Annotated in this window: 12 protein-coding genes; 1 reads left to right on the top strand and 11 read right to left on the bottom strand. The window is 68.6% G+C overall.

Annotated elements, in window-relative coordinates; genetic code table 11:
• Positions 1-16: 16 nt before the first annotated feature.
• From AB0C66_RS00800 to AB0C66_RS00790, 3 genes are read right to left on the bottom strand one after another with little or no spacing between them, the layout of a single operon-like run.
• Positions 17-775, bottom strand: a complete 759-nt coding sequence (locus AB0C66_RS00800) for a hypothetical protein (protein WP_362431115.1) — start codon at positions 773-775, stop codon at positions 17-19.
• Entirely contained in the window at positions 765-3056 is a 2292-nt protein-coding gene (locus tag AB0C66_RS00795; RefSeq protein ID WP_362431112.1) for a hypothetical protein, read from the bottom strand. Before AB0C66_RS00795 ends, AB0C66_RS00800 begins: the two co-directional genes overlap by 11 nt.
• On the bottom strand, positions 3053-3472 hold the full coding sequence (locus tag AB0C66_RS00790; RefSeq protein ID WP_362431110.1) for a hypothetical protein: 420 nt from the start codon (positions 3470-3472) through the stop codon (positions 3053-3055). The genes AB0C66_RS00795 and AB0C66_RS00790 overlap by 4 nt, the downstream gene beginning before the upstream one ends.
• A gap of 237 nt (positions 3473-3709) precedes the next feature.
• On the opposite strand from AB0C66_RS00790, the gene AB0C66_RS00785 reads away from it, so the two are divergent.
• Positions 3710-5845 (top strand): PIG-L family deacetylase, encoded by a 2136-nt coding sequence (locus AB0C66_RS00785; RefSeq protein WP_362431108.1) that lies wholly within the window; start codon positions 3710-3712, stop codon positions 5843-5845.
• 61 nt (positions 5846-5906) lie between these two features.
• Here the strand turns inward: AB0C66_RS00785 and AB0C66_RS00780 are convergent, their stop codons facing one another.
• The 8 genes from AB0C66_RS00780 to rpoB all read right to left on the bottom strand — a co-directional run bounded on the left by AB0C66_RS00780 (position 5907) and on the right by rpoB (position 19942).
• Positions 5907-6941 carry an SRPBCC family protein gene (locus tag AB0C66_RS00780; protein WP_362431105.1) on the bottom strand — a complete coding sequence of 345 codons (1035 nt, stop codon included), beginning with the start codon at positions 6939-6941 and terminating at the stop codon, positions 5907-5909.
• The gene (locus AB0C66_RS00775) at positions 6934-7536 is read right to left on the bottom strand and encodes a hypothetical protein (protein WP_362431103.1); all 603 of its coding nucleotides are present in this window, start codon (positions 7534-7536) and stop codon (positions 6934-6936) included. The genes AB0C66_RS00780 and AB0C66_RS00775 overlap by 8 nt, the downstream gene beginning before the upstream one ends.
• Positions 7537-7688: 152 nt before the next feature.
• Positions 7689-8882, bottom strand: coding sequence for an elongation factor Tu (gene tuf / locus AB0C66_RS00770; protein WP_014054156.1), 1194 nt, complete (start codon positions 8880-8882; stop codon positions 7689-7691).
• Between the two features lie 227 nt (positions 8883-9109).
• Complete coding sequence (gene fusA, locus AB0C66_RS00765; protein ID WP_362431100.1) at positions 9110-11230, bottom strand: elongation factor G; 2121 nt, start codon at positions 11228-11230, stop codon at positions 9110-9112.
• Positions 11231-11268: 38 nt separating this feature from the next.
• A complete protein-coding gene (gene rpsG / locus AB0C66_RS00760) occupies positions 11269-11739 on the bottom strand; it encodes a 30S ribosomal protein S7 (protein WP_014178748.1) in 471 nt (156 codons plus the stop codon).
• A 2-nt stretch (positions 11740-11741) separates the two neighbouring features.
• Entirely contained in the window at positions 11742-12113 is a 372-nt protein-coding gene (gene rpsL / locus AB0C66_RS00755) for a 30S ribosomal protein S12 (RefSeq protein ID WP_014054153.1), read from the bottom strand.
• Between the two features lie 332 nt (positions 12114-12445).
• Complete coding sequence (locus tag AB0C66_RS00750; protein ID WP_362431095.1) at positions 12446-16360, bottom strand: DNA-directed RNA polymerase subunit beta'; 3915 nt, start codon at positions 16358-16360, stop codon at positions 12446-12448.
• Between the two features lie 99 nt (positions 16361-16459).
• Positions 16460-19942 (bottom strand): DNA-directed RNA polymerase subunit beta, encoded by a 3483-nt coding sequence (rpoB, locus tag AB0C66_RS00745; protein ID WP_362431093.1) that lies wholly within the window; start codon positions 19940-19942, stop codon positions 16460-16462.
• Between the last annotated feature and the right edge of the window lie 164 nt (positions 19943-20106).

The raw sequence follows: 20106 nt of genomic DNA, 5'->3' as shown, positions 1-20106 counted from the left end.
CCTGTCACGACCCCTCTCACGCCGGGTGTTTCCACCACCAGCGCCAGTCCTTCAGGGGATGCGACGGCCCACGGTACGCGGTCGATGGCCGCGGACGCGGCGGCCGGGCCGGGATCGCGGCCTCCTCGGCACAGCCCAGCTTCCCGGCCAGGGCGCGGGCCACCGACCGCAGGACGGCCATCCCGGCCCGGCCCTGTTCGGCCGCGGGCAGCTCCGAGCGGCCGCCGGCCCCCTCCGTGCGGTGGAAGCCCGGCAGGGACAGGGCGGCCATCAGGAACGGCGGACCGTTCCGGGGCAGCCCCTCGGCGCAGCGAAAGACGATCTCCGCGCCGCGCCCGCTCGAGGCGCCGTACACGCCCACGCGAGAGGAGTCCGTGTCCGCGGGCAGCCGGTCCGGCCAGTCCATCAGCGGGTCGAGGCGGGCGAACTCCACGGTGAACAGGGCGTCGGCCGCGCTGTCCGCCGGGCGGTACACCCGGCAGAGCTCGGTACGGGTCGTCGGCACATCGGCCCGGCGACGCAGCCGCGAGGCGGCCCGGTCCCAGGGCACGCCCCTCCGCTCCAGCAGGGCCGACTTCCCGCTCAGCCGCGCGACGGCCCGCCGGGCGTCCGCGTCGAGGGAGGAACCGCACAGCGCGGTGGCGGGAACGGCCCCGGCCTTCCGCTCCTCGGTCCCCGCCGTCCCCGCCGTGCAGGAAGCGGCGGCCAGGGCCATGGCCAGGGCGGGACCGAGCAGTGCCGCCCGGCGGTAGCGGAGCGGGCGCTCAGCCCGCATAGGGCGGCCGCCCCAGATGAGTCGCCTCGCCCGCGCCGGTTCCGTGGTACTTCTCCTTGAGGTCATCGGCGAGATTCCCCTCGGCGTCCGGCTCGTTCCCGTGCCCCGTGAAGTACCGCGCCGCCACCTCACCGAACTGGCTCTCCCCCCGCCGGTAGAACGCGGACGAGTCCTGCGGGGGCTCGGGCAGGTCCGGCCCCCCGAAGACCGCGTCGTTGTGGAAGACCTTCGCGAACTCCTGGCCCGCGCTGACGGCGACGGGCACCACCAGCCCCCACGGGCCCGCCTTGCCCACGATGCTGACGATGCCCTGACTCACCGCGGGCGTACTGGCGTTGAAGCCGACCCTCGTCCAGTTCGAGGAGTCCTGGAACGCCTTCTGCGCCTCCGCGCTGTCATGCGCGTAGGTCGCCTCGATCTGGGCGGCGCGGGACTGGTCGAGGACTCCGCGCACCTCGGCCTCGGTGAGCAGCGCCCGGCGGCCGGTCGCGTAGCTCTCCGCCCCGTCGGCCGGAGGGTGCGCGGCGAGCTGGCCGAGGGTGTGGAGGTGTTCGGCCTGGTTCATGATCCCGTGCGAGGTCTCGTTCTGGCCGAGGACGCTGAGGAAGTCGAGAGCGCCGTCGCGGCCGAAGTCGGCCCGGCCCCGGTACGCCGGCGGGAAGGCGCCACCGTTCTTGCTGTGCTCGCCCACACCGGAGATGTGGTAGTTGATGTCGTCCACATACGCCCCGCCCATCCGCCCCAGGCTCGCCGCCATGCCCGGCTGGTCGTGCAGCAGCCGGGGACCGTCCTCGCCCCCGTAGACGGCGACGACCTGCTCCATCACATCCGCCGTCGCCGCGGTCCGCTTGTCGCCGCCGGACCCGAAGATCTCCGGGTCCTTGCCCGCGGCCTGCTCGGCGTCCCAGGCGTAGCCCGTCGTCGCCGCGGTCAGCGCGTGCCCGAGGGCCTCATGGCCGGGGAGGTCGCGGGGGCCGCCCCGGGTGTTGCCGTCGAAGATCCAGTTACGGTCCTGGGCGAGGTACTCGAAACGGGGACTGAGCCCGCCGTCGGCGGGTTTCCGGAAGAACTCGGTGGACGCCCGCGGGTTGTGGCCGAGCCCTTCCAGGAAGCCGGTCATCGCGTCCTGGCCACCGTCGCCGCGGCGGCCGAGGAGACTGAGGGTGTCGGGCTCGCCGGTGTTCGACCAATAGGCGTACCCGTCACGGGTGTTGTGCTTCTTGTCCCAGGCCACCAGCTTGTCGCCGTAGCCGTTCAGGAAGTCCCCGTCGTAGCTCCCGACCCGCATCAGATTGCTCATGACCTGGAAGCCGTAGGGGTGGGTGCGCCCGCCCGAGTCCTCCAGCCGCCGCGGGCCCAGCCGGATCATCTCGTCCTTCCAGGCCGCCATGGCGGGGGTGTCCGCGTGGGAGGCGGTGGCCAGGGTCATGCCCAGGCTCTCCTGGAGGCTCTTGGCCGACCTCCACCACGCCTTCTCGTCGATAGGGGTATCGGGGTGCAGCGGGTTGTGCGGATGGGTCGCGTTGTACCAGAGCTTCAGGGCGCGCTCCGGGCCCAGTGAGGTGGCGAACCGCTCGGCGAACTCGGGGTCCTGGCTGTGCCGGGCCATCAGCACCGCCAGCTGGGCCAGCTGCGTGGAGGACATCCGGCCGTTCTCGGCCCCGGCCAGCTCGATGGCCTTCTTCAGGTCCTTCGCGGCCGCCTCACGGGCTTGGTCCAGGCTGTTGTAGGCGTGGTCGTTGAAGCCGCGCCGCTCGCCGTTGACATCCGCGGTCAGGGCCTGGACCAGGGCGCTGTCCGCCTCCGCCGCCAGCTCCAGCGCCTTACGGGTGCGCTCGCGGTAGGCGGCGAAGGTCTCCTGGTAGGACTTGTTCAGCGCCGCCCGGTGATCCTCCTGGTCGTCGGGCAGCTCGAGATAGACCGAGCCGTCGTGCTTGTTCAGCCGCAGATGCTCATGGCCCTCGAGTTCCTTCTCGATGGCGTCCAGGGCGCTCTTGGCCGAGGTGAACTTCTCCAGCCCCTGCCGCATGACGCCGTGCACCCGGCGGGCCTCCTCGGCCGCCGCCAGGATCTGCTGCCGCACCCCGCGCAGCGTGCGCCAGGCCGCGTCGGCCGACTCGCCCTCCCAGTCGGAGTGGGCGAGACCCTTGGTGACATCGGTGCCGAAGTTGGTGTCGACCTGCTGGAACTTCCCCGGCGCCTGGCCCCATTTGGTGACGGCCTCACGGAGCGGGGTGAGGTTCGCGTTCTTCACATCGGCGTAGGCGAGCCACTCGGTCACGGTTGCTTCCCCCTGTCCACGCGGTAGCCCTGGGCCTGCCTCCGGTCCTCGTGGGTGAAGGCGTCGGCGGCGGTGCGCAAGGCGGACGCGGTACTGCCGAACCGCCCCTTCACATAGGCCATCTGGTCCTTCCAGCGCGCCATGAAGGTGTCGAGGGCACGGTCGGTGGCGAACCCCTTGAGGGTGCCGCTGACCCGGCCGGTCTCGGTCATGACCTCATCGTCCGCGGTGAGGAACTGACCCCGTACCGTCTCGGCCCGGCCCGCGCGCCCGCGCAGCACCGAGGCCGTCACATGGAGCTTCGGCCTGGCCCCCGGCACGCCGCAGCCCCCGGACGAGTCCAGCCGTGTCCCCGTCGCCGCCGACGGCGTGTGGGCGGCCGCTTTGAGCTGCGCCCACTCCTCCTCGAACGTCATCCGTCCCCCAGTGTCTCGATGACGAGCCCCCCGTATCGGGCGGCAAGAAACTAATGCGGCGAGGCGAACGCGAGATGACGGCGGCCGGGGAGACAACTGAACGCCCGGGCACGGGCGTTGTCCGATCTGTGACCAACATCTTCCGCTCAGCGGTCAACCTCGGAACGTCCTCCGCCGTCACGGTCTACGGGAGAGCAGCCGGAAATTACGCGCTGCCAAAGTGACAGGGTCACCAAATTGAACAGTCGATGGATTCCGTCCGGCGCGACGCGCAGGCAGACACTGGCCGCGCTGGCGGCCCTCACCGCCGCCACCGCCGTCACCACCGCGGGATGCGTGGGCCGGTCCGGCGCGCCGTCCGCCGGGTCCGCCGCGCCCCACCCGACCAAGCCGGGCGCCGCCGAGCCGTTCCACTCGGCATCGGGCCACAAGGACGCGCTGCTGCTCCAGGTCATGGCCCATCCCGATGACGACCTGTACTTCATGAACCCGGACGCCGAACAGGTGCTGACCGCCGGGGTCCCCGTGGTCAGCGTCTATGTCACCGCGGGCGAGGCGCGCGGTATCAACTACGTGGCCGGACGGCCGGTCCCGGCCCCGGACAAGTCCGACTACTCCGCCGCCCGCCACCAGGGGCTGCGCCAGGCGTACGCGCGGATGCTGGGGCTGCACCGGTTCGCCGCCTGGAAGCGCTCGGTGCTGCGGCTGCCCGGCGGTGTCACCGCGGAGACCAACGTCCTCACCAACGGCGCCCGCAGGGTCCGGCTGATCTTCCTCAACATCGCGATGCTTTCGGAGGGCGGCGTCCGGATCCCGGCCCTGTGGGACACCCCCGGCATCGTCATGCGCACCCTGCTGGCCACCGGCTCACCCGTCGCCCACCCCAGCTCCTACGTCCACCAGACGCTGATCGACGTGCTCGCCGAGATCATGCACCGCTACCGGCCCACCCTGATCCACACCCTCGACCCGGACCCCGACTTCCAGGTCCACGACGGGCTGCACCCCAAGGACAACGACCAGGCCGGCTGCTCCGACCACCGCGACCACACCCCGGTGGCCCTGTTCACCTGGAAGGCGATCACCCAGTGGGTCGCGGACGCCACCCGCCGCGACCGGCACGCGCCGCGCTTCGCCACCACCGCGTTCCGCGGGTACTACAACCAGCGCTGGCCGCACAATCTGCCGCCCGCCGTACTGGCCGACAAGGCGCGCCCGCTCAAGTCCTACGGCGGTTCACCCGAGTGGGACTGCGGCAACGCGGCGGGCTGCGGCGACTACGCCCAGGGCGGCAAGCGCCCGCTGAAGAACCGCAAGGGCTGGATCCGCTCCACCCACCACCGCTACCCCGGCGCCCTGCCCGCCCCGACCACCGACCGCGAGGGCCGTCTCGTCGCCTACGGCGTCCTGGCCACCCAGGCCGTGTGCTGGCGCGAGACCTCGGCCGGGAGCGGACGGTTCGGCGCGCCGCGGGGGCTCGGCGGCGGTCCGCTGGCCCCGGCGCTGTGCGCGGTGCGCGACGCCGCGGGCCGACAGCTGCTCATCGCGCTGCGGTTCGCGTCGCTGGGCGGCCAGGGCGGGACCGGGCAGCGGGAGCTCGTGGTACTGGAGCAGAGCCGTCCCGACGGGCCGTTCCGCGCCTGGACCGGGCTCGGCACCCCCGACTCCGACCCCGAGCGCGGCCGCCGCACCGGCTGCCCGGTGGCCGTCGCCGCCCCGGACGGGCGGATCCACCTGTTCGTACGCGGCGCGGACAAGGGCCTGGCGACCCGGGTACGGGACGCGAAGGGCCACTGGAGTCCCTGGCAGCGGCTCGGCGGCGGGGAGGTCCAGGACGGGCTCACCGCCGTCCTGGACGGCGAGGGACGCGTCCACGTCCTCGCCGCGGGCCGCGACACCGTGCACCACTGGGGCCAGCGGCGGGCCGACGGGCCGGTGGCGCTTCTGCCGCCGACCGGACTGCCGCGTCCGGGCGACCAGCCGGGCGCCGCGCCGGCCGCGGACGGCTCGCTCTCGCTGGTCTACCGCACCCCCGCGACCACCCTGCCCGAGGTACACCGCCTCGGCGGCGGGCCAGGGACCACCGTGCCGCGTTTCGAGGGCTACGGGCCGGTCGCCGCGCACACCGTGGCCACGCCCGGCGGCCGCCGCGGGGCCAGGACGACGGTGCTGCTCGGCCGCGACCTCGACGGCAGGGTCCAGATCCAGTACGGCACGGGGCCGCGCAGCCGTCCGGTGCGGGCGCCCGCGCGGTTGGTGCCGGTGGGCACCCCGGCCCTGCTGCCGGAGGGGCGCGCGGGAGTGGCCGTGGTCGGGATCGCGCCCGACGCCACCCCGTGGATCTGGCGCCCGCGCCCCACCTCGCGGGCGTAGCGCCGGGCACCGGCGCTCCCCGGGGCCCGCGCGACGCGGGGCCCGGGGAGCGGGCGGGTGATCAGCGGCGAGCGGGCTCCAGCTCCTCGTCCTCCGCCTCGTCCTCCTCGTACGTGCCGTCCTCCTCGTCGACGGGCTCCTGCTCCTCCTCGTCGACAGGCTCGTCGTCCTCGTACTCTTCCTCGGGTTCGAGCTCCTCCTCGTCCTCGTCGACGGGCTCGTCGTCGTCCTCGGCCTCGTCGACGGGCTCCTCCTCAGGCTCCTCATCGGCCTCTCCCCCGGCCTCCGCGCGCTCTTCCTCCTCCATGGCGGTCTCGTGGTCCATGACCACCTCGCCGTCCTGGATCTCGCCGCGCCAGCCGTCCGTGGCCTCGCCGCGCATCATGATGAACTTCCGGTAGAGCTTCAGGTCGAGCCGGGCCCGGCGGCCCTGGGCGCGCCAGATGTTGCCGGTCTTCTCGAACAGCCCCTTCGGGAAGTACTCCAGGACCAGCAGCACCTTGGTGAGGTTGTCGGCGAGCGCGTGGAAGGTCACCACGCCCTTGACGGTGCCCTTGGCGCCCTCCGTGGTCCAGGTGATCCGCTCGTCCGGCACCTGCTCGGTGACGTTCGCCCGCCAGCTGCGGGTGGACTTGGCGACCTTCACCTTCCAGTTGCTGTTCAGCTCGTCGGTCTGCTCGACGCTCACGACGCCCTTGGCGAAGCTGCTGAACTCCTGGAACTGCGTCCACTGGTCGTACGCCTCGCGCACCGGCACCCCGACGTCGATGTCCTCGACGATCGTCACGCTCTTCGACTTGCCGCCGCCGCTCTTGCCGCGGCCCTTGCCGAACAGCCCGGAGATCTTGTCCTTGAGCGAACCCTTGAGAGTCTCCTTGAGCTGCGCGGTCCCGGCCTTGACCACGGCCTGGCCCGGCGACTTGCCCTCGGCCAGGGCCTGGGTCCCCTTGGCGAGGCCGGAGCCCATACCACCGCTCAGCCCGGTGAGCGCATGGGTGGCCCGGGCCCGGAGATAGCTCGTGAGCTCGTCCTTGAGGCGGTCGGTGGCCGGGTTCTTGGCGATCTCGTCCTTCAGCTTGCCCAGCGTGTCAGCCACGGCGGCCTCCCGCGGTCTTCTTGGCCTTGGCGGCGGAGGAGGCGGCGGTCTTCCGGGTCCGGGCCGGAGCCTTCGACGCCGCCTTGGACGCGGTCTTCCCGGCCGGGGCCTTGGCCGCCGCCTTCTTGGCGGGGGCCTTCCTGGCAGCGGCCTTCTTGGCGGGGGCCGAGCGGCGTGCCTTCGGGGCCCGCTCCTCCTCGGCGTCGTCCTCCGCCTCGTCCTCCGCCTCGTCCTCGAGTTCGTCCTCGGCGTCCGCGTCCGTCTCGTCGTCGGCGTCGTCGTCGGACGCTTCCTCGCTCTCGCCGCGCAGGCTCAGCGTGCGGTCGTGGAGGGAGTCGGCCAGGTTGTTGGCCCGGTTGCTCACGGCCTTGGTCGCGGCCGTCTTCGCGGCGTCGAGCAGCTCCTTGCGCGCCTGCTCGTTCAATCCGCTGAGCAGCGGGGAGTCCGCGAGGAGCTTCCCCAACTGCTGTGGATCGAGCGAGATCTTCTTTCCGGCCAGCAGCATTCCGAGCCCGAAGGCCAGCTTCGCCTTCTTCGTGCGCCCGAGGAGATAGCCTCCCGCAACCGCTATAGCGATCTTGCCGTTCTTGGTCATCTGTTCGCTCCCGAGGGTCGAACTCAGCTTCGATGTGGGTGCCGGGTACCCACATACGACCAAGCCCCACATACGACCGAGCCCCACATACGACGGAGCCCCACCCGCCGTTTCCGGCGAATGGGGCTCCGCATGCTCCGGGGAGCGTCAGATCACTTGTTGATCTTGGTGACCTGACCGGCGCCGACGGTCCGGCCACCCTCACGGATGGCGAACTTCAGGCCCTCCTCCATGGCGACCGGCTGGATCAGCGAGACGGACATCTCGGTGTTGTCGCCCGGCATGACCATCTCGGTGCCCTCGGGGAGGGTCACCACGCCCGTCACGTCCGTGGTACGGAAGTAGAACTGCGGGCGGTAGTTGTTGAAGAACGGCGTGTGACGGCCACCCTCGTCCTTGGACAGGATGTACGCCTGAGCCTCGAACTCGGTGTGCGGGGTGACCGAACCCGGCTTGATGATGACCTGGCCGCGCTCGACGTCCTCGCGCTTGATGCCGCGGAGCAGCAGACCGACGTTCTCACCGGCCTGGCCCTCATCGAGCAGCTTGCGGAACATCTCGATGCCGGTGACCGTGGTGGAGGTCTTCTCCTGCTTGATGCCCACGATGTCGACGTTCTCGTTGACCTTCAGCACACCGCGCTCGATACGGCCGGTGACGACCGTACCGCGACCGGTGATGGTGAAGACGTCCTCGATCGGCATCAGGAACGGCTTGTCGACGTCGCGCTCGGGCTGCGGGATCGACTCGTCGACGGCCTTCATCAGGTCGAGGACGGTCTTGCCCCACTCGGCGTCGCCCTCGAGCGCCTTGAGCGCCGAGACCTTGACGACCGGCAGGTCGTCGCCCGGGAAGTCGTACTCGGAGAGCAGCTCACGGACCTCGAGCTCGACGAGCTCCATGATCTCCTCGTCGTCCACCATGTCGGCCTTGTTCAGGGCGACAACGATGTACGGCACGCCGACCTGGCGGGCCAGGAGCACGTGCTCCTTGGTCTGCGGCATCGGGCCGTCGGTGGCGGCGACCACGAGGATCGCGCCGTCCATCTGCGCGGCACCGGTGATCATGTTCTTGATGTAGTCCGCGTGACCGGGGCAGTCAACGTGCGCGTAGTGACGCGACTCGGTCTGGTACTCGACGTGCGCGATGGAGATGGTGATACCGCGCTGGCGCTCCTCAGGAGCCTTGTCGATCTGGTCGAAGGCCGAGGCCTCGTTCAGGTCCGGGTACGCGTCGTGCAGCACCTTGGTGATCGCCGCGGTAAGAGTCGTCTTACCGTGGTCGATGTGACCGATGGTGCCGATGTTGACGTGCGGCTTAGTCCGCTCGAACTTCGCCTTCGCCACTGGGGTCCTCCTGTGGAGTGGTTCTGTACGCATCCACACTTTGCGGATGGTTCAGGTGGTCTTACCGAACCGGCCAGGACCCCGAGGGGGATGCCCTTCGCCGTATTCGAATGGGGGGCCGGCGGCCGGGGCCCCACCATGGACCGCCCGGGACGGACGATCTATGGCGGAGAACCCCGATGCCTTTTGCTCCAGCCTAAAGGGTGAGGAATCGGGATGAACCCGACTTACTCGCCCTTGGCCTTCGCGATGATCTCCTCGGCGACGTTCTTCGGAACCTCGGCGTAGGAGTCGAACTGCATGGAGTAGCTGGCGCGACCAGAGGTCTTGCTGCGCAGGTCGCCCACGTAGCCGAACATCTCCGACAGCGGGACCAGGCCGGTGACCAGCTTGGCGCCACTCCGGTCCTCCATGGACTGGATCTGTCCACGGCGGGAGTTGATGTCGCCGATCACATCGCCCATGTAGTCCTCGGGCGTGGTGACCTCGACCTTCATCATCGGCTCGAGCAGGGCCGGGCTGGCCTTGCGGGCGGCCTCCTTGAAGGCCATCGAACCGGCGATCTTGAAGGCCATCTCGGACGAGTCGACCTCGTGGTACCCACCGTCGAGGAGGGTGACCTTGACGCCGGTCAGCGGGTAGCCGGCGAGCACGCCGAACTCCATCGCCTCCTGGCAGCCCGCGTCCACGGACGGGATGTACTCCCGCGGGATGCGGCCACCGGTGACCTTGTTCTCGAACTCGTAGCCATCGCCCTCGAGCGGTGCGAGCGCGATCTGCACCTTCGCGAACTGGCCGGAGCCACCCGTCTGCTTCTTGTGGGTGTAGTCGTACCGCTCGACCGTCTTGCGCAGGGTCTCGCGGTAGGCCACCTGCGGCTTACCGACGTTGGCCTCGACCTTGAACTCCCGGCGCATACGGTCGACCAGCACGTCCAGGTGCAGCTCGCCCATACCGGAGATGATCGTCTGGCCGGTCTCCTCGTCGGTCTTGACGCGGAAGGACGGGTCCTCCTCGGCAAGCCGCTGGATCGCGACGGCCAGCTTCTCCTGGTCGCCCTTGGACTTCGGCTCGATGGCCACCTCGATGACCGGGGCCGGGAAGTCCATGGACTCCAGGATCACCGGGTTCGACGCGTCGGAGAGGGTCTCACCGGTGGTGGTCTGCTTGAGACCCATGACGGCGACGATGTCGCCGGCACCCACCGACTCGATCTCCTCACGCTTGTTCGCGTGCATCCGGTAGATCTTGCCGATGCGCTCCTTCTTGCCCTTCACGGAGTTCAGCACCTGGGTGCCGGCGTCCATGCGGCCGGAGTACACGCGGATGAAGGTGAGCTTGCCGAGGTGCGGGTCGCTCGCGATCTTGAACGCCAGTGCCGAGAGGGGCTCCTCCTCGGACGGACGACGCTTGATGACCTCGTCCGGGTCCTTGACCGAGTGCCCCTCGATCGCCTCGATGTCGATCGGCGACGGGAGGTACCGGACCACGGCGTCGAGCAGGGGCTGCACGCCCTTGTTCTTGAACGCGGTGCCACAGAACACCGGGGTGACGGTGGTGCCGCCGCCCTTGCCGGAGGCGATGGTGATACGGCGGATCGCCGCGTACAGCTGCTCCACGGTGGGCTCCTGGCCCTCCAGGTACAGCTCCATCATCTCTTCGTCGTTCTCGGCGACGCCCTCGAGCAGCTTGCCGCGCCACTCGTCGGCGGCCTCGGTGTGGGTGTCCGGGATGTCGACGGTGTCGTACATCTCGCCCTTGGTCGCCTCGGCGGACCAGACCAGCGCCTTCATGGTGACGAGGTCGACGACACCCTTGAAGTCGGCCTCGGTGCCGATCGGCAACTGCATGACCAGCGGCACCGCGCCCAGGCGGTCCGTGATCATGTCGACGCAGCGGTGGAACTCGGCACCGGTACGGTCCAGCTTGTTCACGAAGCAGATACGCGGAACGCCGTAGCGGTCCGCCTGACGCCACACCGTCTCGGACTGCGGCTCCACACCGGCGACCCCGTCGAACACCGTGACGGCACCGTCGAGGACGCGCAGCGAGCGCTCCACCTCGACCGTGAAGTCGACGTGGCCCGGGGTGTCGATGATGTTGATGGTGTGGTCGACGTTCTCAAGCGGCCAGTGACAGGTCGTCGCGGCCGACGTGATGGTGATGCCGCGCTCCTGCTCCTGCTCCATCCAGTCCATGGTGGCAGCGCCGTCGTGGACTTCACCGATCTTGTAGCTCACGCCGGTGTAGAACAGGATCCGCTCGGTGGTGGTCGTCTTGCCCGCGTCGATGTGGGCCATGATCCCAATGTTGCGGACCTTGGCCAGGTCAAGTGAAGTGGTGGCCATATGGCTCAGTCTTCTCTCGGTTCTCGATGGGGTAGCGACTACCAGCGGTAGTGCGCGAAGGCCTTGTTGGACTCGGCCATCTTGTGGGTGTCCTCGCGGCGCTTCACGGAGGCGCCCAGACCATTGCTGGCGTCCAGCAGCTCGTTCATCAGCCGCTCGGTCATGGTCTTCTCACGACGAGCGCGCGAGTAGCCCACGAGCCAGCGCAGCGCGAGGGTGGAGGAGCGGCCGGGGCGGACCTCGACCGGAACCTGGTAGGTGGCGCCACCAACACGACGGGAGCGGACCTCAAGGGTCGGCTTCACGTTCTCCAGGGCTCGCTTGAGCGTGATGACCGGGTCGTTGCCGGACTTCTCGCGCAGGCCCTCCATGGCGCCGTAGACGATGCGCTCGGCGGTGGAGCGCTTGCCGTTCAGCAGCACCTTGTTGATGAGGGACGTCACCAGAGGAGAGTTGTAAACCGGGTCGATGATGACCGGGCGCTTCGGGGCGGGACCCTTACGAGGCATTCTTACTTCTCCTTCTTGGCGCCGTAGCGGCTGCGAGCCTGCTTGCGGTTCTTGACGCCCTGCGTGTCGAGGGAGCCGCGGATGATCTTGTAACGAACACCCGGCAGGTCCTTCACACGACCGCCACGCACGAGCACGATGGAGTGCTCCTGCAAGTTGTGCCCCTCACCCGGGACGTAGGCGGTGACCTCGATCCCACTGCTCAGCCGGACACGCGCGACCTTGCGGAGCGCCGAGTTCGGCTTCTTCGGCGTCGTGGTGAACACGCGGGTGCATGTACCACGGCGCTGCGGCGACCCCGCGAGGGCGGGGGTCTTGTTCTTCTCGACCTTGTCCTGGCGGCCCTTGCGGACCAGCTGCTGGATCGTAGGCACCGTTTCTCCGGTTTCTGTGTGCCGTCTCGGTAAAGCTAACCTGGGATTTCTCCGACCCACGCGGTCGGGTGTGTCGCGCACCGCAGACCCCTGCGAATGTCAGGAGAGTGCGAATTGTTGGTGTCGACACCTCGAGCCCCCGCACGGTCTAGGAGCGCGCACAGGAGCCCAGGGACACCCCAGGCACAAGGTCAGAGCGTACCTACCGCATCGGCTCCGGTCAAAACAAATGCACACGCGCTGGACACACCAACCCGGAGCATAGCCGCAGGGCGGCCACCCCCGCCATGGGGTGACCGCCCTGTGAGCGTCTACCAGCCGTCGGGCCGGGCCTACTGGTTGTACGGACCGTAGTCGTAGTCCTCCAGCGGAACCGCCTGGCCGGAGCCCGTGCCGAAGGGCGAGTAGTCGATGTCGTCGTAACCGACGGCCGAGTACATCGCGGCCTTCGCCTCCTCGGTCGGCTCGACCCGGATGTTGCGGTAGCGGGACAGACCCGTACCGGCCGGGATGAGCTTACCGATGATCACGTTCTCCTTGAGGCCGATCAGGGAGTCCGACTTGGCGTTGATCGCCGCGTCGGTGAGCACCCGGGTCGTCTCCTGGAAGGACGCCGCCGACAGCCAGGACTCGGTCGCCAGCGAGGCCTTGGTGATACCCATCAGCTGCGGACGGCCGGAGGCCGGGTGGCCGCCTTCCTGGACCACACGACGGTTCTCACCCTCGAAGCGCGAACGCTCCACGAGCTCGCCCGGCAGCAGCTCCGCGTCGCCGGACTCGATGATCGTCACCCGGCGCAGCATCTGCCGGATGATGATCTCGATGTGCTTGTCGTGGATCGACACACCCTGCGAGTTGTAGACCTTCTGGACCTCGCCCACCAGGTGCACCTGGACGGCGCGCTGGCCGAGGATCCGCAGCACATCGTGCGGGTTGACCGCACCGACGGTCAGCGGCTGGCCGACGTCGACCCGGTCGCCCTCGCCCACCAGCAGACGGGCCCGCTTCGAGACGCCGAAAGCGGTCTCGTCGGAACCGTCGTCCGGGGTGACGACGAGCTTCTTGGTCTTCTCGGTCTCCTCGATCCGGACCCGGCCGGCCGACTCCGAGATCGGGGCGACACCCTTGGGCGTACGGGCCTCGAAGAGCTCGACCACACGCGGCAGACCCTGGGTGATGTCGTCACCGGCCACACCACCGGTGTGGAAGGTACGCATCGTCAGCTGGGTGCCGGGCTCACCGATGGACTGGGCGGCGATGATGCCGACCGCCTCACCGATGTCCACCAGCTTGCCGGTGGCCAGCGAGCGGCCGTAGCACATGGCGCAGGTGCCGACGGCGGACTCGCAGGTGAGCACCGAGCGGGTCTTGACCGTCTCCACGCCGTGCCGGACGAGCTCGTCGATGAGCACATCGCCCAGGTCGGTACCGGCCGGGGCCAGCACCTTCCCGTCCACGACGATGTCCTCGGCGAGGCAGCGCGCGTACACGCTGGTCTCGACGTCCTCGGCCTTGCGCAGCACACCGTCGGCGCCCCGGGAGGCGATCCCCAGCTTGAGGCCGCGGTCGGTGCCGCAGTCCTCCTCGCGGATGATCACGTCCTGGGAGACGTCCACCAGACGACGGGTCAGGTAACCCGAGTCGGCGGTCCGCAGCGCGGTGTCCGCGAGACCCTTACGGGCACCGTGGGTGGAGATGAAGTACTCCAGCACGGAGAGACCCTCACGGAACGACGCCTTGATGGGCCGCGGGATGGTCTCGTTCTTCGCGTTGGACACCAGACCACGCATACCGGCGATCTGACGCATCTGCATCATGTTTCCGCGCGCGCCCGAGTCGACCATCATGAAGATCGGGTTGGTCTTCGGGAAGTTCGCGTTCATCGCCTCGGCAACCTCGTTGGTCGCCTTGGTCCAGATCGCGATGAGCTCCTGGGTGCGCTCGTCCTTGGTGATCAGACCGCGCTCGTACTGCTTCTGGACCTTCTCGTCCTGCGCCTCGTAGCCCTCGACGATGGCCTTCTTGGCCTCGGGGACGACGATGTCCGACACCGCGACGGTGACACCGGAACGGGTGGCCCAGTGGAAACCGGCCGCCTTCAGGTTGTCCAGCGTCGCCGCGACGATGACCTTGGGGTAGCGCTCGGCGAGGTCGTTGACGATCTCGGAGAGCTGCTTCTTGCCCACCGAGTAGTCGACGAACGGGTAGTCCTCGGGCAGCAGCTCGTTGAAGAGCGCGCGGCCCAGCGTGGTGCGCAGCCGGAAGCTGTCGCCCTGCTGCCAGACTCCGGCGCCGATGGCGTCGTCCCCTTCCTCGGGGACGGGCGGGGTCCAGCCGCGGGGCGGCACCGTGCCGATCGGGAAGCGGACGTCGATCTTCGCCTGGAGCGAGAGCTCCCGGGCGTCGAACGCCATGATCGCCTCGGCGGTCGAGCCGAAGGACCGGCCCTCGCCGATGACCTTGCGCTGCTCCTCGTCGGTGGTGAGGAAGAACAGACCCAGCACCATGTCCTGGGTCGGCATGGTCACCGGCCGGCCGTCGGCCGGCTTGAGGATGTTGTTCGAGGACAGCATCAGGATGCGGGCCTCGGCCTGCGCCTCCGCGGACAGCGGCAGGTGCACGGCCATCTGGTCACCGTCGAAGTCCGCGTTGAACGCGGTGCAGACGAGCGGGTGGATCTGAATGGCCTTGCCCTCGACCAGCTGCGGCTCGAAGGCCTGGATACCGAGGCGGTGCAGGGTCGGCGCACGGTTCAGCAGCACCGGGTGCTCGGCGATGACCTCTTCGAGCACGTCGTACACGACCGTGCGGCCGCGCTCGACCATGCGCTTGGCCGACTTGATGTTCTGCGCGTGGTTCAGGTCCACCAGGCGCTTCATCACGAACGGCTTGAAGAGCTCCAGCGCCATGGCCTTGGGCAGACCGCACTGGTGCAGCTTGAGCTGCGGGCCGACGACGATGACCGAACGGGCCGAGTAGTCGACTCGCTTACCGAGCAGGTTCTGACGGAACCGGCCCTGCTTACCCTTCAGCATGTCGCTGAGGGACTTCAGCGGACGGTTACCGGGACCGGTGACCGGGCGACCGCGGCGGCCGTTGTCGAACAGCGCGTCGACGGCCTCCTGGAGCATCCGCTTCTCGTTGTTCACGATGATCTCGGGGGCACCGAGGTCGAGCAGACGCTTGAGGCGGTTGTTCCGGTTGATCACACGGCGGTACAGGTCGTTCAGGTCGGAGGTCGCGAAGCGGCCACCGTCCAGCTGCACCATCGGACGCAGGTCCGGCGGGATCACCGGGATGCAGTCCAGCACCATGCCGTTGGGGCTGTTGCGGGTCTGGAGGAAGGCGGAGACGACCTTGAGGCGCTTGAGCGCACGGGTCTTCTTCTGGCCCTTACCCGTCCGGATGATCTCGCGGAGCTTCTCGGCCTCCTCGTCGAGGTCGAAGGACTCCAGGCGCTTCTGGAGGGCAGCGGCGCCCATCCCGCCCATGAAGTACGTGCCGAAGCGGTCACGCAGCTCGCGGTAGAGCAGCTCGTCGCCCTCGAGGTCCTGGACCTTGAGGTTCTTGAAGCGGTTCCACACCTCGTCGAGACGGTCGATCTCGCGCTGCGCGCGGTCGCGCAGCTGCTTCATCTCACGCTCGGCGCCCTCGCGCACCTTGCGGCGCACATCGGCCTTGGCGCCCTCGGCCTCCAGCTCGGCGAGGTCCGCCTCGAGCTTCTTGGCACGGGCCTCGAGGTCGGCGTCGCGGCGCTGCTCGATCTGCTGGCGCTCGACGGAGACATGGGCCTCCAGCGAGGGCAGATCGCGCGTGCGGCGCTCCTCGTCCACCCACGTGATCATGTAGGCGGCGAAGTAGATGACCTTCTCGAGGTCCTTCGGGGCGAGGTCGAGCAGGTAGCCCAGACGGCTGGGCACGCCCTTGAAGTACCAGATGTGGGTAACGGGAGCGGCCAGCTCGATATGGCCCATCCGCTCACGGCGCACCTTGGCGCGGGTGACCTCGACACCGCAGCGCTCACAGATGATGCCCTTGAAGCGGACGCGCTTGTACTTGCCGCAGTAGCACTCCCAGTCCCGGGTCGGACCGAAGATCTTCTCGCAGAAGAGTCCGTCCTTTTCGGGCTTCAGGGTGCGGTAGTTGATGGTTTCCGGCTTCTTGACCTCACCGTGGGACCACTGACGGATGTCGTCAGCAGTGGCGAGGCCGATCCGCAGCTCGTCGAAGAAGTTGACGTCGAGCACTTGTCGTCAATCCCTCTTTCAGGGTCGTGTCTTCGGGTCTGACTGGGGGTCCGGGGAGAGGCCGGGGCGGAGGTGGGACAGCCGCCCCGGCCAGACCCGTCAGACCTCTTCGACGCTGCTCGGCTCGCGCCGGGACAGGTCGATACCGAGCTCCTCCGCAGCGCGGAAGACGTCCTCGTCGGTGTCGCGCATCTCGATGGACATGCCGTCCGAGGACAGCACCTCCACGTTGAGGCACAGGGACTGCATCTCCTTGATGAGCACCTTGAAGGACTCGGGGATGCCGGGCTCGGGAATGTTCTCGCCCTTGACGATGGCCTCGTAGACCTTCACTCGGCCGGTGACGTCGTCGGACTTGATGGTCAGCAGCTCCTGGAGGGCGTAGGCGGCGCCGTACGCCTCGAGCGCCCACACCTCCATCTCACCGAAGCGCTGGCCACCGAACTGAGCCTTACCGCCCAGCGGCTGCTGGGTGATCATCGAGTACGGACCGGTGGAGCGGGCGTGCAGCTTGTCGTCCACCAGGTGGTGCAGCTTGAGGATGTACATGTAGCCGATGGAGATCGGGTCCGGGAACGGCTCGCCGGAGCGGCCGTCGAAGAGCCGGGCCTTACCGGACGGCAGCACCATGCGCTCACCGTCGCGGTTGGGGACCGTGGACTCGAAGAGACCGGCGATCTCGTCCTCGCGGGCGCCGTCGAAGACCGGGGTGGCGACATTGGTGCCGGGCTGGACCTCGTCCGCGCCGATCACCTTCAGCCGCTTCATCCAGTCCGCGTCACCGTCGACCTTCCAGCCCTGGGAGGCCAGCCAGCCGAGGTGGATCTCCAGCACCTGTCCCGGGTTCATCCGGGACGGGACACCCAGCGGGTTGAGGATGATGTCGACCGGGGTGCCGTCCTCCAGGAACGGCATGTCCTCGACCGGCAGGATCTTGGAGATGACGCCCTTGTTGCCGTGTCGGCCGGCCAGCTTGTCACCGTCGGTGATCTTGCGCTTCTGCGCCACGTAGACGCGGACCAGCTGGTTCACGCCCGGGGGCAGCTCGTCGCCCTCTTCGCGGTCGAAGACGCGGACGCCGATGACCTTGCCGGTCTCGCCGTGCGGCACCTTCAGCGAGGTGTCACGGACCTCACGGGCCTTCTCACCGAAGATCGCGCGCAGCAGGCGCTCCTCCGGGGTCAGCTCGGTCTCGCCCTTCGGGGTGACCTTGCCGACCAGGATGTCCCCGGCGATGACCTCGGCGCCGATGCGGATGATGCCGCGCTCGTCGAGGTCGGCCAGGACCTCCTCGGAGACGTTCGGGATGTCCCGGGTGATCTCCTCGGGGCCCAGCTTGGTGTCACGGGCGTCGACCTCGTGCTCCTCGATGTGGATCGAGGAGAGGACGTCGTCCTGCACCAGACGCTGGCTGAGGATGATCGCGTCCTCGTAGTTGTGGCCCTCCCACGGCATGAACGCCACGAGCAGGTTCTTGCCGAGCGCCATCTCGCCGTCCTCGGTGGACGGGCCGTCGGCCAGCACCTGACCGGCGATGACGCGGGCGCCCTCGTCCACGACCACCTTCTGGTTGAAGGAGGTGCCCTGGTTGGAGCGGGAGAACTTGGCCACCCGGTAGGTGGTGTAGGTGCCGTCGTCGTTGGCCACCGTGACGTAGTCGGCGGAGACCTCCTGGACGACACCGTCCTTGTCGGCCTTGATGACATCGCCGGCGTCGACCGCGCAGCGGTACTCCATACCGGTGCCGACCAGCGGGGACTCCGCCTTGATCAGCGGCACGGCCTGGCGCATCATGTTCGATCCCATGAGCGCGCGGTTGGCGTCGTCGTGCTCGAGGAAGGGGATCATGGCGGTCGCGACCGACACCATCTGGCGCGGCGAGACGTCCATGTAGTCGACCTCGGTGCCCGGGATGTAGTCGACCTCGCCGCCACGGCGGCGGACCAGGACCCGGGACTCGGCGAAGTGGAGGTCGTCCGTCAGCGGGGCGTTGGCCTGCGCGATGACGAAGCGGTCCTCCTCGTCGGCGGTCAGGTAGTCGACCTCGTCGGTGACGATACCGTCGGTGACCCGGCGGTACGGGGTCTCGACGAAGCCGAAGGCGTTGACCCGGCCGTAGGAGGCGAGCGAGCCGATCAGACCGATGTTCGGCCCTTCCGGCGTCTCGATCGGGCACATCCGGCCGTAGTGCGAGGGGTGCACGTCACGGACCTCGAAGCCGGCCCGCTCACGGGACAGACCACCGGGGCCCAGCGCCGACAGACGGCGCTTGTGGGTCAGACCCGACAGCGGGTTGGTCTGGTCCATGAACTGGGACAGCTGGCTGGTGCCGAAGAACTCCTTGATGGAGGCGACGACCGGCCGGATGTTGATCAGGGTCTGCGGCGTGATCGCCTCGACGTCCTGGGTGGTCATGCGCTCACGGACGACGCGCTCCATCCGGGCCAGACCGGTGCGGACCTGGTTCTGGATGAGCTCGCCGACGTTACGCAGACGGCGGTTGCCGAAGTGGTCGATGTCGTCGGTCTCGACGACGATCGTGCTGCCGTTCTCCCCGGCCGTCTCGATCTCGCCCGCGTGCAGCTTGACCAGGTACTTGATGGTCGCGATGACGTCATCGGTGGTCAGCACACCGGCGTCGAGCGGGGCGTCCGCGCCGAGCTTCTTGTTGACCTTGTAGCGGCCGACCTTGGCCAGGTCGTAGCGCTTGGGGTTGAAGTACAGGTTCTCCAGCAGCGTCTGCGCGGCCTCACGGGTCGGCGGCTCGCCCGGACGCAGCTTGCGGTAGATGTCGAGCAGCGCGTCGTCCTGGCCCTGGGTGTGGTCCTTCTCCAGGGTGGCGCGCATGGACTCGTACTCGCCGAACTCCTCGAGGATCTGCTCGGTGGTCCAGCCGAGCGCCTTGAGCAGGACGGTGACGGACTGCTTGCGCTTGCGGTCGATACGGACACCGACCATGTCGCGCTTGTCGATCTCCATCTCCAGCCAGGCACCCCGGGACGGGATGATCTTGGCCGAGAAGATGTCCTTGTCGGACGTCTTGTCGATGGAGGAGTCGAAGTAGACACCGGGGGAACGGACCAGCTGCGAGACGACGACGCGCTCGGTGCCGTTGATGCAGAAGGTGCCCTTCGGGGTCATGAGCGGGAAGTCGCCCATGAAGACCGTCTGGGACTTGATCTCACCGGTCTCGTTATTGGTGAACTCGGCGGTGACGAAGAGCGGAGCCGCGTACGTGAAGTCGCGCTCCTTGCACTCGTCGATCGAGTTCTTCGGCGGCTCGAAGCGGTGATCACGGAAGGTCAGGGACATCGACCCGGAGAAGTCCTCGATCGGGGAGATCTCCTCGAAGATCTCTTCCAGACCGGACTTGGTGGGGACGTCCTGACCGCTGTCCAGCGCAGCCTCGACGCGAGCCTTCCAGGCGGCATTGCCGAGCAGCCAATCGAAGCTCTCGGTCTGCAGTGCAAGGAGGTTCGGAACCTCGAGAGGCTCCTTGATCTTCGCAAAGGAGATGCGCAGCGGGGCGGTGCTGGCGCCGTTGTTCGTATTGGCAGTCGAGGCGTTGCGCGAGGCGGCCAAGAGGGGGTCCTTCCGAGGGCTCGGACTCACTACGCGCGTACCGGTCCCACCGAGAGCCCATGGATGAAATCCCTGGTCAGGGCGTCTTCATCGGCTGTGCTCGAAGGTGGGCATGCCCCTGGTGACGGGCAGGGAGCAGCTAACAGGCAGCGCAAAGGGTCAGT

This window comes from Streptomyces sp. NPDC048636 (genome assembly GCF_040650655.1).
GTDB lineage: Bacteria > Actinomycetota > Actinomycetes > Streptomycetales > Streptomycetaceae > Streptomyces.
This window is presented reverse-complemented; position numbering and strand designations above follow the sequence as displayed.